Below are 16,570 nucleotides of genomic sequence, written 5' to 3'. Positions count from 1 at the left end.
ATTTTTACTCAATTTTATCTGGCCTGCAGTGCAGCTTTACGGGAAAGATTCATGCGGCCCTTAGAGTCGATTTCGACCAATTTAACCACAATCTCATCGCCCACGCTCACTACATCTTCCACCTTTTCTACACGCTGCGGTGCCAGCTGGGAGATATGAACCAGTCCTTCGTGACCGGGCATGAATTCTACAAAAGCCCCGAAGTTCATAATCCGGGTAACCTTACCGGTATAGATCTTACCGACTTCCGGTTCTGCCGTAATTGCGTTGATGGCTGCAATAGCCTTATCGGCGGATGCACTGTCAGCAGCCACATAAACCGTACCGTCTTCTTCGATATCGATCTTGGCACCGGATTCTTCGGTGATTTTCTTGATAATCTTGCCGCCAGGTCCAATGATATCTTTAATTTTATCGACATTGACCTTAAGGGTCGTAATCTTCGGAGCGTATTTCTTCAGTTCCTTACGCGGTTCAGGGATGCATTCCAGCATCTTGCCGAGGATGTAGGCACGGCCCCTCTTGGCTTGTTCCAATGCCTGCTCGAAGATTGCACGGTTGATACCGTCAATCTTGATATCCATCTGCATTGCCGTAATGCCTTTAGCCGTACCGGCAACCTTAAAGTCCATATCGCCGTTAGCATCTTCCAGGCCCTGGATATCGGTAAGGATGGTGAAATCGTCCCCTTCCTTAACAAGACCCATAGCCACGCCGGAAACCGGAGCCTTGATAGGTACACCGGCGTCCATGAGGGACAGCGTGCTGGCGCAGGTAGAAGCCATGGAAGAAGAGCCGTTGGATTCCAGCACTTCGGAAACGAGGCGGATCGTATACGGGAATTCTTCTACGGACGGGATAACCGGCAGCAGTGCTCTTTCAGCCAGGGCACCATGACCGATTTCACGACGGCCCGGGCTGCGCAGCGGCTTGGTTTCACCGACGCTGTAAGGCGGGAAATTGTAATGGTGGATGTAGCGCTTCGTCACATCACCGGACAGCGTTTCGAGCGTCTGAGCTTCACGCAGCGGAGCAAGAGCCAGGCAGTTCAGTACCTGAGTCTGACCTCTCGTAAAGAGGGCACTGCCGTGCGGACGGGCCAGAAGCCCTACTTCACAGCTGATCGGACGGATTTCGTCGAGGGCACGGCCATCAGGACGGATCTTATCTACGGTAATAATGTGGCGGAAGACTCTCTTCACGAGCTTTTGTACCACATGGGCAATATCTACTTCATTATCCGGATACAGTTCCACGAAGTGAGCCATGATTTCTTCCTTGGCTTCTTCCACCATCTTATCGCGGTGGAGCTTGTCAGGATCCATCAGGGCGTCATGAATCTTCGGTTCGCCGTAATCGTCGATTTCTTTGGCCAGATCTTCCGGCGGCGTATAAACGGTAAATTCCATCTTGGGTTTGCCGACTTCTGCCTGAATCTTTTCCTGGAAAGCGACGAGCTTCTTGATTTCTTCATGACCGAAGAAAATGGCATCCAGCATCGTGCTTTCAGGCACTTCCTTGGCACCGGCTTCAATCATCAGGATAGCATCCTTCGTGCCGGCCACGGCAAGGTTCAGTTCACTCACTTCAGCCTGGGCCACCGTCGGGTTGATGACAAACTTGCCATCGACAAGACCGACGCGGACACCGGCAATCGGACCTTCAAAAGGAATATCGGAAATGGACAGGGCGCAGGAAGCACCAATCATAGCAGGAATATCCGGAGCGTTATCCGGGTCTACGGAAACTGCCGTTGCTACGATCTGCACATCGTTGTGGTACCCTTCCGGGAACATCGGACGAATCGGCCGGTCAATCAGGCGGGACGTCAGAATAGCCGTTTCGGCCGGACGTCCTTCTCTGCGCAGGAACCCTCCAGGGATCTTGCCGCAGGCGTACATCTTCTCTTCAAAATCAACCGTCAATGGGAAAAAGTCCACGCCTTCCCGAGGCGTATCTGTACCGGTTACGGCCACAATGACAGCCGTTTCGCCATAGCGGACCAGGACTGCGCCATTGGCCTGCTTAGCAATCTTACCGGTTTCAATGGTGAGGGTTCTTCCCCCCAACTCTGTGCTGTATGTATGCATCCTCTGCATCCTCCTTATATGTCGTTCGGTAAAAGTACGAAACAATTATACTACAAACTGTAAATTTTTGTATAGATATTTTGCAAAAAGGTAGGAAAAGAGCCGGTGCGCTTCGCGCAGGACGGGGGTAGTGGGTAGTGAATAGTGGTTAGTACTGTAGTGCGGGCAGATAATTTGGCGGATTCTTGAGATACATTGCGATTAATAGCCTTCGGCAGAAATGTCCATCACCCACCGCTTTCAGGAAGGTCCGATACCATCGGGCCTTCCTGCGGTTCCCCCTCTTCAATGTCGCGAAGCGACGTCGAAGAGGGTCTCTACTCTACTACCCCGATTGGGGTGTTGGCGTGGATTTCACAGCGTTTCTATCGAACCAATTCCTGTTTTCCAACTGACCACCCACCGTGGCGACCAGCGACCTGCGGCCCGCGACCAGCGTTTAATAAAAAACGACCCTGCACGTTCCTGAGACTCCTCAGAGACCGTACAGGGTCAGTTTTTCTTTAATTATTTATTATTTTCTCTTTCCAAAGCTTCTTTCAGCGTATGCCATGCCAGTACGGCACATTTTACACGCGCCGGCATATTGGAAATATTTTTCAGTGCAATGGCGTCTTCCAGTTCTTCCAGCTTATCATCATCCGTCACTTCACGTTTGATCATGCTGAGAAAGAGATCAATCAGGCGCAGCGCTTCCTTCACTGATTTACCCTTCATCAGGTCCACCATAATATCGGCGGAAGCCTGACTGATGGCACAGCCATGACCTGTATAGGCCGCGTCCTTGATAATGCCGTTTTCGATATCGGCCTGAAGCGTCAGGTCATCGCCGCAGCTCGGGTTATGACCGTGCTCGGATACTGTGCAGTGATCCAGCTCATGCTTGTTTTCCAGGTTCTGGTTGTGTTCCAGAATGATATCAGAATATAACGACCCCATGTCCATACTCATTACAAACACCCCTTATGCATTAAGTCCCATTTGTTTGCGGACCTTGGGCAGCATGCTGAGGAAGTAATCCACTTCCTCTACCGTGTTGTAAATATAGAAGCTGGCCCGGTTGGACGCTTCCACGTGCAGATGATGTCCCAGCGGCTGCGCACAGTGATGGCCGGAGCGGACAGCAATACCGTAGCTGTCGAGGATAGTCGCCGCGTCATGCGGATGGACGCCGTCGATGGTAAAGGAAATAACCCCTACCTTTTCTTCCGGGTCCGTGCTGCCCAGAATATGGATGTACGGCAGCTTCTTCATGCCTTCGAGGCACCGCTTTGTCAGTTCGTATTCATGAGCTTCGATAGCGTCGAACCCGATATCTTCCAGGTAGTCAATGGCAGCATGCAGCGCCACGGCGCCTTCTACGTTTTCCGTACCGGCTTCAAATTTATAAGGAACTTCCGCAAACGTTGTCGATTGTTCCTGTACATATTCTATCATATCGCCGCCAGAAAGGAAGGGTTCCATGGACTTCAGGAGCTCCATCTTGCCGTAGAGGACACCGGTGCCTGCCGAAGCAAGCATCTTGTGACCGGAGAAGGCGTAAAAATCGCAGTCCCACTTTTGCACATCGGACTTCATATGCGGTGCCGACTGAGCCCCGTCGAGAACGGCAATGGCACCGACGGAATGGGCCTTTTGAATAATTTTTTCAATCGGGCGCTTCATGCCGAGGACGTTGCTTACTGCGGCAAAAGCGACAATTTTCGTGTGTTCGTCAATCTTTGCCAGGTCTTCATCCGTAAAATGACCGGTATCGTCCAGATACATATAGACCAGTTTGGCCCCGGTCTTTGCGGCCACGCGCTGCCAGGGCACGAGGTCGGAATGGTGTTCGGAAATCGGAATGACAATCTTGTCGCCGGCGTGAAGGTTTGCTTCACCGTAGCTGCGGGCCACAAGGTTCAGCGCTTCCGTCGTATTGCGGACAAAGATAATCTCATCGGGAGATTTGGCATTGATAAAACGGGCCACGGCTTTTTTGGCCGCGTCATAGGCTTCCGTGGCTTCGATGCTCAGAATGTGGGCACCGCGGTGCGGATTCCCGTTGTGGTTTTCCAGAAAGTCGACGATAGCGTGAATGACCTGATACGGTTTCTGCGTGGTAGCGGCATTATCAAAATAAACGATCTGATGCCCATTATGCATCTTAGTCAATATTGGGAAATCTTTTCGCACATTGATCATGACAATCTCCTTCCTGATAGCAGACCTGCATCTTTTCACGAACAGCCTGCAATGCCCGGTTTTCCAGCTTGTCATCCCCTAACTGGTCGATGACCGGGCGAATATTCGATTCCACGATGATAAGGCGGGCACCCGCTTCGCTGAAGCCGCGGCTCATCAGATAGAACAGCATATCCGGATCTACCTGGCCGGAACTGGAAGCATGGTTGCCTTCGACATCATCTTCCTTGCACAGAAGCAGCGGAATGGAAATCGAATGGACTCCTTTATTGAGGAGCAGACACGTATCGGATTCACTGCCAACGGCTTTCTTGCCGCCGCGCAGGAAGTCGATAGTTCCGCGGAAATACTTCCTGGAACGATCCATCAGGGCACCTGTCGTCAGGATATCCGTATTCGTCCGGCAGCCCTTTGTCGGTACCCAGTAGGAATAGTCGACAAGCTGCTCACCGGCGCCCAGATACATAGACTGGCTCTTGAACTCGGAGTCATCGTGATCGAGGTCAGCCTTTACATAAATCAAGGTTTCATGACCGCCGATTTCAGCCGATACAAATTTTACATGGCTGCCCGCACCATCCTTTACGAGGCGCTGATCGATATGACGGATGCGGCTACCCTGGACCTGTACCTTGCTCACGGTCACGTTGGACTTCTCGCCGGCTGCTACATAATGAAGGATATTGATGGAACCGTGCGGTGCATCCCCTTCAAAGAGCGTGTAGACGCGGAGATCACTGTTTTTGCCGGTCTCGATATAAAGCTGCCCGACAAGGTTCGGAGCTGCCTCCGTGACCTGATATTCCAGCCAGACGGCACCCTTCTTGCCGTCCGGAACCGTGATTTTGCAGTTCACATTGCCGCCCTTCACGGCCTGTGCCAGCACCTCCTTATTGGCACCGGGGAAATCCCCCAGGTCCGGAAGCTGGTTTCCGTTATAGAATTGGACCACGGCAGCGCCTTCGTGCCGTTCCCGCATCATAGTCGATTGGAGCTTGACGTCTTTCTGTGCATCCAGTTCCTGGTGATTGACTTTCATCCATTTAAACGTCGGACGCGGGAGTTCATTAAATTGTTGTTTCATTGCTCTCGCCTCCTTAAATGGAACCCTTGAGTTCCAGATTGATCAAGTTGTTCATTTCAACGGCATATTCGAGCGGCAGAGCCTTGGATACCGGGTCGACGAAACCGCGTACCAGCATGGCTCTCGCTTCGTCCTCGCTCAGGCCGCGGCTCATGAGGTAGAAGATGGCCTCATCGGAAATGCGGCCGATCTTGGCTTCATGTCCGAGGTCGACGTTATCGTTTTTGATAATGATAGCCGGAATCGTATCGGACTGGGACTGTTCGTCCAGCATCAGGGATTCGCAGCTGACGGTGGCCTTGGAGCCCTCTGCTTTTTCGCTGATGACGACACTGCCGCGGTAGATGCAGACGCCGCCGTCCTTGGAGATGGACTTGGAATTGATATTGCTCGTCGTATTCGGTGCGTTGTGCACGACCTTGGAACCCGTATCAAGATACTGTCCCTTGCCGGCAAACGTTACGCCCGTAAATTCGCAGTGGGCGCCTTCGCCGTTCAGGATACTCATCGGATAGAGGCAGGACGTGTGGGAACCGAAAGAACCGGTGACCCAGTTAATGGTACCGTTCTTTCCGACGAGGGCACGCTTGGTATTGAGGTTATACATGTTCTTGGACCAGTTTTCAATCGTCGAATAGGTCAGCGTTGCGTCATCACCGACGAAGAGCTCCACGCAGCCCGCATGAAGGTTAGCCACGTTATATTTCGGAGCACTGCAGCCTTCGATAAAATGCACCTTAGCACCTTTTTCCACGATGATAAGGGTATGTTCAAACTGGCCGGCCCCCGGTGCGTTCAAACGGAAGTAACTTTGCAGCGGAATGGAGACATCCACGCCTTCCGGTACGTACACGAAGGAACCGCCGGACCAGACAGCGCCGTGAAGTGCCGCGAATTTGTGATCTGTCGGCGGCACGAGTTTCATGAAATGAGACCGTACCACGTCTTCATATTGTTTCAGGGCCGTATCAAAATCCGTGTAGATAACGCCCTGCTTGACCAGGTCTTCCTGGATGCTGTGGTACACGACTTCGGAGTCGTACTGCGCTCCGACGCCGGCGAGAGATTTCTTTTCCGCTTCGGGAATGCCCAGACGATCGAAGGTATTCTTGATATCATCCGGTACTTCATCCCAACTGGCACGCATCTGGGTATTCGGCCGTACATACGTGATGATGTTATCCATATCGAGCCCGCTGATATCGGGACCCCATTCCGGATAAGGCATCTTATTAAAAATGTCCAGAGACTTCAGCCGGAAATCCAGCATCCACTTCGGTTCGTCCTTCTTGGCAGAAATCTCGCGGACAATGTCCGGTGTCAGGCCAGCATCCGTACGATAGGAATATTTAAAATCGTTGCGAAAGTCATACATATTGTGCAGATCATCCAGAGAATCAATGACCTGTTCCGTTTTAAGCTTCCGCTCCTTTGCTTTCATATCTTCCGTCATTGTCATCACCTGCCTAATTATTCCTGGAAGGAATCGTAGCCGTTCTTCTCGATTTCATCAATCAGGGAAGCATCTCCGGTCTTTACAATGCGGCCTTTAATCAAGACATGTACCACATCCGGATGCAGTTTTTGCAGAATTTCGCTATGGTGCGTAATGATGAGCAGTGCGTTTTCTTCATTATGGTATTTGTTGACTGCTTCCGATACGATGCGGACAGCGTCGACATCCAGGCCGGAGTCGATTTCGTCAAGCATGGTCAGTTTCGGTTCCAGCATGCACATCTGCAGAATTTCGTTCTTCTTGCGTTCGCCGCCGGAAAACCCTTCATTGACATACCGCTGTGCATAGGAGCGATCCATCTTCAGCGTATCCATCATAGCGTGAAGCTTTCTGCGGAACGGCATGATGCGCTGCGTTGATCCGGATACGGTGCTCTTGGCGTTGCGGATGAAGTTCTCGACCGTAATGCCCTGAACGGAAATCGGGTTCTGAAAGGCCATAAAAATACCGGCTTTGGCCCGCTCGTTAACGGGTTCTCCGGTAATTTCACGGCCTTCGAAATAAATCTTGCCGCCAGTGACTACGTACTTAGGATTGCCCATTATCGCATTGAACAAAGTCGATTTACCAGCCCCGTTGGAGCCCATAATGACGTGAGTTTCGCCTTTATTAATGACAAGATCCACGCCCTTTAAAATTTCTTTTCCTTCTACAGCTACTTTCAAGCCTTCGACACGTAACAGTTCACTCATGGTATCCTCTCCTATAATCTCTTAATACTGAAGTGACTAATTATTAGCTTTTTACTATGATTTATTATAGTCAGTTTGTTTTTATCTGTCAATTGAATAATTACAGTTGATGGACAGTCACAAACACGCTCGGCAGGAAATCTTTTCATAGTTCAATTTCCTACTTAATTGCCATGGATTATTATAGTCAATTTCATAGTAAAGTACAAGGGTATTTTATGAAATATCATAAGCTGAAATTTGCACTTACGTTTGGAAGGATAATTTACCCTCGTTACTTGCATTCTCAAAGCAGGTAGCTGTTAGCAGATAGCATTTAGCTTTTGGCCTCGCCTACGACTGAGTGGCTGGTGGGTAGTGGACAGAGTGGTCACTACTGTCGTGCGGGCAGTTTTCTTGGCGGATTCTTGAGGAAGATTGCAGCGGGTATTCAAGACAGCCAGCCTTCGGCAGAATGGGCCATCACCCACCGCTTTCCGGAAGTCCCGATACCATCGGGCCTTCCTGCGGTTCCCCCTCTTCAAGGTCGCGTAGCGACGTCGAAGAGGGTCTCTACTGCCCCTATTGGGGGTATTGGTGTGGATTTAACAGCGTTTCTATCGAACTAATTCCTGTTATCCTACTGGCCACCCACCGCACAGTGGAAGGCAGACTGCGAAAAAAAGAGACTGTGAAACGACGGACAATCGTAGTTTCACAGTCTCTTACTTTAATACACGCTATTTTTATTTAACGATCATGTAAATAATGAAGACGTTGATAATGGCGGCAATACCGGTAACGAGGGTACCCATCGTCTGGGCCTTGTAGCCGTCTTCCACTTCCATATCACCAAAGTTCGTAACAACCCAGAAGTAAGAGTCGTTGGCGTGAGATACGGTCATGGCACCGGCACCGATAGCAATAACGGTCACGGCAGCCAGGATCGGAGTTCCCAGACCCAGCGTCGTCATGAGCGGAGCCATAATACCGGCCGTCGTCGTAATGGCAACGGTGGAAGAGCCCTGAGCCGTCTTGAGGATTGCCGAAAGCAGGAACGGGAAGAAGATACCGAGTCCTGCCAGTGTGGAAGAATTGGCCTTGATGAAGGCCACCATATTGGTCGAAGCAATGACCTTACCAAGTACACCGCCGGCAGCCGTAATGAAAAGAATCGGGCCGCAAATCTTCAGCGTTTCGTTCGTAATTTCATAGAAGACCTTTACCTTGTCTTCCATCGGACGGGAGAAGAACAGCATTGCACCGAGAATGACACCGACCGTGATAGCAATGATCGGAGTGCCGAGGAACGTGATAATAGGAATCTTGTTTCCAGCCATGTTCATGGCACTGGAGAGAGCCATCAGGATGATCGGGACAATGATAGGAGCAAAGCTCATGAACGCACTCGGCAGTTCGCCGTAGCTTGCCATCAGTTCTTCATAGGACTGTTCCGTAGCTTCTGCCCCTTCTGCTGCCATTTTCTTTTCTTCCTTCGTCTGGATGCGGGAACCAATATAGTTAGCATAGAAGTAAGCCGCAATCATCGGCAGGATGGAAGCGCATGCACCCATGGCAATAACGAGAATCAGGTTCGTTTCCATGTGCAGCCCTTCGTACAGCGTGTTAGCAGCCGCAATCGGTCCCGGTGTAGGCGGAATGAAGCAGTGGGTAATGTAAAGGCCCATGGACATAGCTACCGCCGTAGCCACACCCGAAGCATGGGTCCGGCGAACCAGAGCTTTACGAATCGGGTTCAAAATAACGAACCCACTGTCGCAGAATACAGGGATAGAAACAATCCAGCCCATAATCAGGACAGCCAGGGACGTATTGTTCTTCCCCACAAGTTTGACAACACAGTCTGCCATCTTGAGAGCCGCACCGGTTTTTTCAAGCAGGGTCCCGATAAGGGCACCCATGATGATAACAATACCGATGCTGTTGAAGGTTCCGGAAAAGCCGGCGCTGACGACGTCGGCAATGCCCAGCGTCTTCCCCGTCTTGACGAGAGAAATACCACCAATCAGCCCAAAGATTACAGAAACACCTAAAATTGACAGGAACGGATGCACATGATACTTGGAGATTGCGACAATCATGACAATGATAGCAATAACGAACGCAATCATAAGAGGAAATCCGGTCAATTTACTCACTCCCTTCCATATTTATATAATTGTGAGCACAATCCCTCCTTGTGCTCTGTCACAAAATAGTATACTACAATTCCCGTCAAGCGATTGTAAAATTTTGAAAATTGCCTTTATTTTTTCTAATTTCTGTATTTATTGTATAAAAGCGGTTCATGTGAAACAAAATAATAAATATCACACAAACAGTGAATTTATGCTTGAGAGTGGGTACTTATTTCTGCCCCGAGTGATAGGTTGACAGAATGGTAAATATTAGGAAAATTTTGAGAGAATTTTATTAACGCGCACTCTATTAGCATATACTAATATACAAAAATCAGGGTACATGCTGTTTTGTCTGCGTGTACCCTGATTACCCACATTACCCTGCTGCCGCTGCAGCGGGACGTTTTCCAGTCTCTATGAATTTCTTACTTCACCAGCATATCGATGAACGTATCCTTTGACAGATTATGGAAGAATTCTTCAATATCGACATCCTTCAATGCACGATTCAGATCCTCCCTATTCACCTGCGCACCAATGAGATACGGTTTCAGTTCATCCTTTTCCTTGTTGCCAAAATAATCCCCAAAGATATCAAAGTCAGTAATGCGTCCATCCTTGACGTTCATATGGATCTGGAACTTGCCGCAGCCCGGCAGATACCGTTCCTTCTGGATATCATACTTCGGAGAATATCCGTAGTTCCATTCCCATTTATCGTAGCGTTCAGCTTCCAGTTTCTTAACGGCCGCAATTTCCTCGTCAGTCAGCGTATGCGGCACAATCTCTTCGGATCCGGCCATTTCTTCCACGAGCATCTTCATGAAAGTTTCGAGGGGAACCTTCTTTTCCATGCAGTCCAGTACGTTGGTTACATGGGCACGGACAGATTTGACACCCTTAGATTCAATTTTATCCTTGGAAACCTTGAGGGCCTTGGAAAGCACGGTAAGGTCGACATTGTACAAAATAGCTCCATGATCCATGATACGTCCTTGTTTGATGTACTGAGCGTTGCCGGAAAACTTCTTGCCGTCGATGGTAATATCATTGCGGCCGGAAATTTCCGCCTTAACACCGAGTTTTGCAAGTGCACGCACAACGGGCTTGTTAAAACGGGAAAAATCAAAGTCACTCATATCGTTGGTCTTTGAAACGATAATCGTGAAGTTCAGGTTGCCCAGGTCATGATATACAGCCCCGCCGCCGGAAAGCCGACGCACAACGTTGATATGGTGCTCCTCAACAAAGTCCTGGTTGATTTCAGCAATCGTGTTCTGGTTCTTGCCCACCACGATGGTGTTATCATTCCGCCAAAGCATAAAATACTCCTGACTGCGGTCCATGCAGTCAAACACGTACTGCTCCAAAGCGAGGTTAAAATACGGATTAAAACTCGGACTTTCGATATAAATCATGAATCATCTCTCCCAACGTGTGAAGAAGCACTGTCGTCTGCCGTGCTTTCTTCCTGGATTTCTACAAATTACAGTATAATCGACTGGCCATATTCACGCCAGATAAAAGTCGGTTTTTCCCGACCATATTTTCTTACATCATTTTCTGCCATACGGCCATACTGGAAACGGTCGTTATCCGGATCCGGCAAATGATAGAGCACAAGCTGACGAATAGACAGCTGCTCAAAAAGGATGCGGCGCCCTGCCGCATTGTTATAAAAGACAGGTGTCACAAAGGCATAATCGATGTCAATTCCTTCCAGGCAGCGAAAATCCGCTTCCTGATAATCGGCATCTGCCATGACAAGGAGTTTTTTTCTCCCTAACGCCAGAAGATACGCGTAAACGGGAAGAGAAAAGTGCCGGGGATCCAGGTGATGCGTCCGAATAAGCCGCAGTCTGATATCTTCTCCCAATTCTGCCTCCCCTTCCTTAAAGTGAAGCAGTTTACCGCCAAATTCCTCATACGCTCTCTTCAGGCCCGTCGTCTGGTCCAGTACCGGCAATACCAGTCCCTTTACCTGATTGTGGGCCATGTAGGTAAATAAATAATTGCTGAAATAATGATCGAAATGAGAATGGGAAAAGAGCAGATAATCTATATTAGAAAGATAGCCCCTGCCTTCTGCCATGGCACGCCAGACGGTATCCGGCAGCTGCACAAAGCTGTGGCTGAGATCTTTGTAGAGACCGTCGAACAGAAAGCGGGTTCCCTCATATTGTATATAAACGCCGCAGTTTCCTAATAATACGGCCTTACCTTCATCCATAGTTCATGCTCCTGAAAATGAGAAAATTACCACCCAAGGGAACACCTTTGGGTGGTAATAACAAATCACAAATTACTTCTTTTCAATGTTCTTAGGTCCAAAGATGAAGACTTCCAAGTCTTTATCATATTCACGGCCCATTTCAAGGCCTTCGATTTCACCAATCAGAATGTCCGTCGTCAGAAGCACCTTGCAGCCTTCAATGACGTGACCGCCAAAGGCATTGCCTTTTTGGTCAGACAGGGTGAAATGAACATGCAGCAGGCATTCACCTTTGGTATTGTGGCAAATCATACCCGTCATACCGAGCAGTTCAATCGGACCGTCCATGGTAATCGGGGTGCTGTAGCCATATCCAGCCTTCTTATCAGGCAGAGCAACCGGATCATAGAAAGCAACTTTTGCCAGAGAGCCCATACCGCTCAGGATAAAACCGTTATTGATATGGTTTTCGGCACAGATTCTTTCAAGACCTTTCAGGACATCTTCACCGGGAGACATTCTGGCTGCTACTACTCTGCTAATTTTACCGCCTGATGCCATACTAATCATGTTGATCTCTCCTTTTCATTTCACAACTACATTCATATCTTTTTCCGGAACCTTGACCAGGGCACATTGGTCCTCATTAATGAGTCCTGCTTTGTCCATGCGGCGCATATAGTCCAGGACAATATCCGTAGCCGGGACAGGAACGCCCATCTCGTCGGCAAGCGCTTTCGCGTTCTTAATGTCCTTATAGTGGACGGCAATGCGGGCCGAAGCCGTAAAGTCACGGTGGATCATCTTCATTGCCTTACCGTCAAGGACTGCACTTTGTGCAAATCCGCCCTTAATGGCATTATACAGCGTTGTCGGATCAAGCCCGGCTTTCTTGGCAAAAGCAAAAGCTTCACCCATGGCAATCAGATGAATCCCCACGATCATGTTGTTGGCCAGTTTGGCAATATCGCCGCAGCCGGTACTTCCCATGTACGTGACACTGGAACCCATATACTCCAGATAAGGCTTGACATCATCAAATACAGCCTTATCACCTCCGACCATGATGGCCAGTGTCCCGCCTTCAGCGCCTGACACACCGCCGCTGACCGGAGAATCAAGGATGTCAATTCCCTTTGCTTTCGCTTTGGGGAAAAGCTTCCGGATAATCGAGGGTGCAGTAGAACTCGTATCCACGATGATGCAATGTTCCTTCTTTACAGCAATGATTTCGTTAATCACCGATTCAACGATTTCATTTTTCGGCAAAGAAAGGAAAATCAAATTACATTTTTCGTAAATTTCCTGATTTCCTTTGGTACGAGTACCGCCGGCTTTCTCGAATTTGTCCAAAGAAGCGGGAATGACATCCGCACCCAGCACCGGACCACCACTCTTTTTAAGTATATTGACAGCCATCGGCAAGCCCATATTTCCAAGACCAATGAATCCAACAGTATACTTCATACGAATGCCCCCTTCTTCTTCATGATGAAATACTGATTCAACCGTAAAACTGGGCTGAATCAGTATTTCTCATTGTACTTCTAAAAGCTTACTTTCTCTTTTTCTTGTTCGGCATATGGATGCATCTGCCAAGTCCATCCAGGGCAGCTTCTCTCATAGCTTCGGTCACAGTCGGATGAGAGTGAATCGTAGCAACCAGGTCATCCAGCGTCAGTTCAGCTTCAATAGCCAGAGCACCTTCGCAGATGAGGTCGGAAGCACGTGGCCCAATGATGTGCATGCCGAGGACTTCATTGTATTCCTTGCCGGCAATAATCTTGACAATGCCTTCGCCGCCGTTCATAATCAATGCCTTGCCGTTGCCGCTCATCGGGAACTTGCCGACGATATAGTCAATTCCCATTTCCTTGGCTTTTTCTTCGGTCAGGCCGACAGATGCAGCTTCCGGTTCAATGTAAACGCAGGTCGGGTTCGTTCTTTCATCATAGACGGAAGGAATGCCCATGATGTTTTCAACAGCAACTTCGCCCATGGCAGATGCCGTATGGGCCAGCTGAGCCTTACCCAGAACACAGTCGCCGATAGCATAAATGTTCGGAACGTTGGTCTGCATTTGGTCGTTGACCACAATGCGGCCCTTCTGATTTTCAATGCCGGCAGCTTCCAGGTTGATGGACTTCGTGTTAGGACGACGGCCTACAGCCACCAGAACCTTTTCAGCTTCGAAGGAAACTTCCTTATTGGTCTTCTTATCGAGGCATACAACCTTGGCGCCAACAGGAGAGTTCTCAACAGACTGGACAGGGCATTCCAGATGGAATTCGATGCCCATCTTCTTCATATGAGCTACACCAATCTTGGTCAGGTCGCCATCGAGCATCGGCAGTACGTGATCCAGAGCTTCAACAACAGTAATCTTCGTGCCGAATGCTGCATAAGCGCAGGCAATTTCCAGACCAATTACGCCGCCGCCGATAACCACCATGGACTTCGGCAGTTTTTCAAGAGACAGAGCACCGGTAGAATCGATGCAGTTCGGGTTTTCTTTCAGACCAGGAATCGGAGGAACTGCGTTAATAGAACCCGTAGCTACGACAAAAGCATCTGCCGTCATGTTCTCGGTCTTGCCATCAGGGGTCTTCACAGCCAGCGTCTTGCTGTCCACGAAGCTTGCAGAACCTTCGATGTGTTTAATCTTATTGGCCTTGAACAGACCGCCGATACCGGAAGTCAGCTTATGGGAAATATCGTTCTTATGTTTAATAACCTGCGGGAAGTTGACCTTCACGCCATCTACATCTACACCAATTTCCTTGCCTTGATCCTGAATTTCAGAAATCAATTCTGCAGAATGCAGCAGGCATTTGGTCGGAATGCAGCCGATATTGAGGCAGGTACCGCCAAGATACTTTTCATCAATAACAGTAACCTTGGCACCGAGCTGAGAAGCACGAATAGCAGCTACATAGCCGCCAGGGCCGGCGCCGATAACCACGATGGACGTATCCTTCTTGGGCTGAGTCGGAGCAGCAGCGGCAGCAGCCGGTGCAGCAGCCGGTGCAGCAGCAGGAGCGGCGGCAGCAGCACCGCCGACAGTTTCACCCGGTTTACCAATGTAGCCCAGCAGACCCTTTACAGGAACATCTTCCCCTTCCTGGGCAACAATCTTAATCAGGGTACCATCAACTTCAGCGTTGACTTCGTTCGTCAGCTTATCGGTCGTGATTTCAACAATCGGTTCGCCGGCCTTGACAGCGTCCCCTTCTTTTTTCAGCCATTTCGTAACTTCGCCTTCCTCCATGGTCAGACCAAGTTGAGGCATAATAATTTCAGAAGCCATCTACAATTCCTCCAATACAAATTTATCTTGCAGGCAACTCTTTAAAAAAGACCTTCTTAGAAGATCACCAACTAAGAAGGTCTTTGGATCTCAGCTTAGAGCAGGATCTCCATCGGGTTCTGCAGCAGGTCTCTTACAGCACATTCAAACTTAGCAGCCACAGATCCATCAATCAATCTGTGATCAAAGGTATGGGAAATTCTCATTACCTTGTGCTTGGAAATCTTGCCGTCGTCGTCCATGTACAATTCATCTTGAGCGGCGCAAACACCAAGGATACTGGAGTCAGGCTGATTAATAATCGGGTTGAACGTTTCTACACCGAACATACCCAGGTTGGAAACCGTAAAGGTGGAGCCTTTATATTCTTCTACAGCCAGCTTGCCGTTTCTAGCGCGGGTTGCGAGGTCCTTAGCGCAATCATGGATTTCGCTCAGGCTCATCTTATCAGCGTCACGAATTACCGGCGTCAGCAGGCCATCATCCAGAGCTACAGCCATACCAAGGTTGATATGAGCTCTCTTGATGACGTTCTGGCCATCAATAGCTACCAGCATGTAGCGGTTGTTCTTCAGAGCCTTGGCAACTGCCTTCAGAACGAAATCGTTGACGGAGTACTTCACGCCCATTTTTTCATTGATTTCTTTACGCAGCTTGAACAGTTCCGTAACATCGACTTTGACGTTCTGAGTAACAGTCGGGCATTCCGTTACAGACTGCAGCATTCTCTTGCCAACGACTTTTCTCATGCCGGTCAGCTTTTCGACGACATCGCCGTCCATCAGTTCCACTGCACCAGTATGTTCTACTACCGGAGCAGGTGCAGGAGCGGCAGCCGCTTCCTTCTTGGCAGCAGGAGCCGGGTTCTTGGCAGCAGCCAGGATATCCTTTTGGATGATACGGCCCTGCGGACCGGAACCTTTGATATTGGTGTAGTCTACACCCATCTTGGCAGCGGTCTTTCTAGCCAGCGGAGAAATGCGGATTCTCTTACCGTTGACCGTCTTCGGAGCCGGTGCCGGAGCAGCCGGTTCAGCAGCGGCCGGAGCAGCAGCTGCAGGAGCAGCTTCAGCGGCAGGAGCTGCGGCAGCAGCGCCATCGCCAACTTTTTCGCCCGGTTCACCAATATAAGCCAGCAGGCCCTTTACAGGGACATCTTCGCCTTCCTGAGCAACAATCTTCAGGAGAACGCCGGCAGCTTCACTGTTAACTTCATTCGTCAATTTATCCGTGGTGATCTCAACGATAGGTTCACCAACTTCAACTTTGTCCCCTTCATGCTTTAACCAGGTGGTTACAGTACCTTCTTCCATGGTTAAACCCAGTTGGGGCATTCTTACCTCGTAAGCCATGTTTTCTCCTCCT

Annotated in this window: 13 protein-coding genes; all 13 read right to left on the bottom strand. The window is 49.5% G+C overall.

The window, feature by feature from the left end:
• Positions 1–14: 14 nt before the first annotated feature.
• Positions 15–2,090: a polyribonucleotide nucleotidyltransferase gene (locus LKE33_05225; protein MCH3950323.1), complete on the bottom strand. Its 2,076-nt coding sequence runs from the start codon at positions 2,088–2,090 to the stop codon at positions 15–17.
• A gap of 507 nt (positions 2,091–2,597) precedes the next feature.
• On the bottom strand, positions 2,598–3,041 hold the full coding sequence (locus tag LKE33_05220; GenBank protein MCH3950322.1) for an SUF system NifU family Fe-S cluster assembly protein: 444 nt from the start codon (positions 3,039–3,041) through the stop codon (positions 2,598–2,600).
• A gap of 12 nt (positions 3,042–3,053) precedes the next feature.
• On the bottom strand, positions 3,054–4,280 hold the full coding sequence (locus LKE33_05215) for a SufS family cysteine desulfurase (GenBank protein MCH3950321.1): 1,227 nt from the start codon (positions 4,278–4,280) through the stop codon (positions 3,054–3,056).
• On the bottom strand, positions 4,237–5,358 hold the full coding sequence (locus tag LKE33_05210) for a SufD family Fe-S cluster assembly protein (GenBank protein ID MCH3950320.1): 1,122 nt from the start codon (positions 5,356–5,358) through the stop codon (positions 4,237–4,239). Before LKE33_05210 ends, LKE33_05215 begins: the two co-directional genes overlap by 44 nt.
• A gap of 13 nt (positions 5,359–5,371) precedes the next feature.
• The gene (gene sufB / locus LKE33_05205) at positions 5,372–6,817 is read right to left on the bottom strand and encodes a Fe-S cluster assembly protein SufB (protein ID MCH3950319.1); all 1,446 of its coding nucleotides are present in this window, start codon (positions 6,815–6,817) and stop codon (positions 5,372–5,374) included.
• 11 nt (positions 6,818–6,828) lie between these two features.
• Positions 6,829–7,566, bottom strand: a complete 738-nt coding sequence (gene sufC / locus LKE33_05200; protein MCH3950318.1) for a Fe-S cluster assembly ATPase SufC — start codon at positions 7,564–7,566, stop codon at positions 6,829–6,831.
• 725 nt (positions 7,567–8,291) lie between these two features.
• On the bottom strand, positions 8,292–9,677 hold the full coding sequence (locus LKE33_05195) for a GntP family permease (protein MCH3950317.1): 1,386 nt from the start codon (positions 9,675–9,677) through the stop codon (positions 8,292–8,294).
• A gap of 434 nt (positions 9,678–10,111) precedes the next feature.
• Positions 10,112–11,104, bottom strand: a complete 993-nt coding sequence (locus tag LKE33_05190) for a lipoate--protein ligase (protein ID MCH3950316.1) — start codon at positions 11,102–11,104, stop codon at positions 10,112–10,114.
• Positions 11,105–11,172: 68 nt separating this feature from the next.
• Positions 11,173–11,916, bottom strand: a complete 744-nt coding sequence (locus tag LKE33_05185; protein ID MCH3950315.1) for an MBL fold metallo-hydrolase — start codon at positions 11,914–11,916, stop codon at positions 11,173–11,175.
• Between the two features lie 72 nt (positions 11,917–11,988).
• Positions 11,989–12,468, bottom strand: a complete 480-nt coding sequence (locus tag LKE33_05180) for a DNA-binding protein (GenBank protein ID MCH3950314.1) — start codon at positions 12,466–12,468, stop codon at positions 11,989–11,991.
• A gap of 15 nt (positions 12,469–12,483) precedes the next feature.
• Complete coding sequence (locus LKE33_05175; GenBank protein ID MCH3950313.1) at positions 12,484–13,365, bottom strand: NAD(P)-binding domain-containing protein; 882 nt, start codon at positions 13,363–13,365, stop codon at positions 12,484–12,486.
• 88 nt (positions 13,366–13,453) lie between these two features.
• Entirely contained in the window at positions 13,454–15,205 is a 1,752-nt protein-coding gene (gene lpdA, locus LKE33_05170; protein ID MCH3950312.1) for a dihydrolipoyl dehydrogenase, read from the bottom strand.
• A gap of 95 nt (positions 15,206–15,300) precedes the next feature.
• Positions 15,301–16,557: a 2-oxo acid dehydrogenase subunit E2 gene (locus LKE33_05165; GenBank protein MCH3950311.1), complete on the bottom strand. Its 1,257-nt coding sequence runs from the start codon at positions 16,555–16,557 to the stop codon at positions 15,301–15,303.
• Positions 16,558–16,570: the final 13 nt, after the last annotated feature.

The sequence above is a fragment of the Acidaminococcus sp. genome (assembly GCA_022482815.1).
GTDB lineage: Bacteria > Bacillota > Negativicutes > Acidaminococcales > Acidaminococcaceae > Acidaminococcus.
The sequence above is the reverse complement of the archived record's forward strand: the minus strand, read 5'-3'. Positions and strand labels throughout refer to the sequence as shown.

Bases quoted from the DNA above. Each gene is read 5' to 3' on its own strand.
- LKE33_05165 (MCH3950311.1), bottom strand. From the start codon at position 16,557: ATGGCTTACGAGGTAAGAATGCCCCAACTGGGTTTAACCATGGAAGAA.
- LKE33_05190 (MCH3950316.1), bottom strand. From the start codon at position 11,104: ATGATTTATATCGAAAGTCCGAGTTTTAATCCGTATTTTAACCTCGCT.
- LKE33_05195 (MCH3950317.1), bottom strand. From the start codon at position 9,677: ATGATTGCGTTCGTTATTGCTATCATTGTCATGATTGTCGCAATCTCC.
- sufC (MCH3950318.1), bottom strand. From the start codon at position 7,566: ATGAGTGAACTGTTACGTGTCGAAGGCTTGAAAGTAGCTGTAGAAGGA.
- LKE33_05185 (MCH3950315.1), bottom strand. From the start codon at position 11,916: ATGGATGAAGGTAAGGCCGTATTATTAGGAAACTGCGGCGTTTATATA.
- LKE33_05225 (MCH3950323.1), bottom strand. From the start codon at position 2,090: ATGCATACATACAGCACAGAGTTGGGGGGAAGAACCCTCACCATTGAA.
- LKE33_05210 (MCH3950320.1), bottom strand. From the start codon at position 5,358: ATGAAACAACAATTTAATGAACTCCCGCGTCCGACGTTTAAATGGATG.
- sufB (MCH3950319.1), bottom strand. From the start codon at position 6,817: ATGACAATGACGGAAGATATGAAAGCAAAGGAGCGGAAGCTTAAAACG.
- LKE33_05220 (MCH3950322.1), bottom strand. From the start codon at position 3,041: ATGAGTATGGACATGGGGTCGTTATATTCTGATATCATTCTGGAACAC.
- LKE33_05175 (MCH3950313.1), bottom strand. From the start codon at position 13,365: ATGAAGTATACTGTTGGATTCATTGGTCTTGGAAATATGGGCTTGCCG.
- lpdA (MCH3950312.1), bottom strand. From the start codon at position 15,205: ATGGCTTCTGAAATTATTATGCCTCAACTTGGTCTGACCATGGAGGAA.
- LKE33_05180 (MCH3950314.1), bottom strand. From the start codon at position 12,468: ATGATTAGTATGGCATCAGGCGGTAAAATTAGCAGAGTAGTAGCAGCC.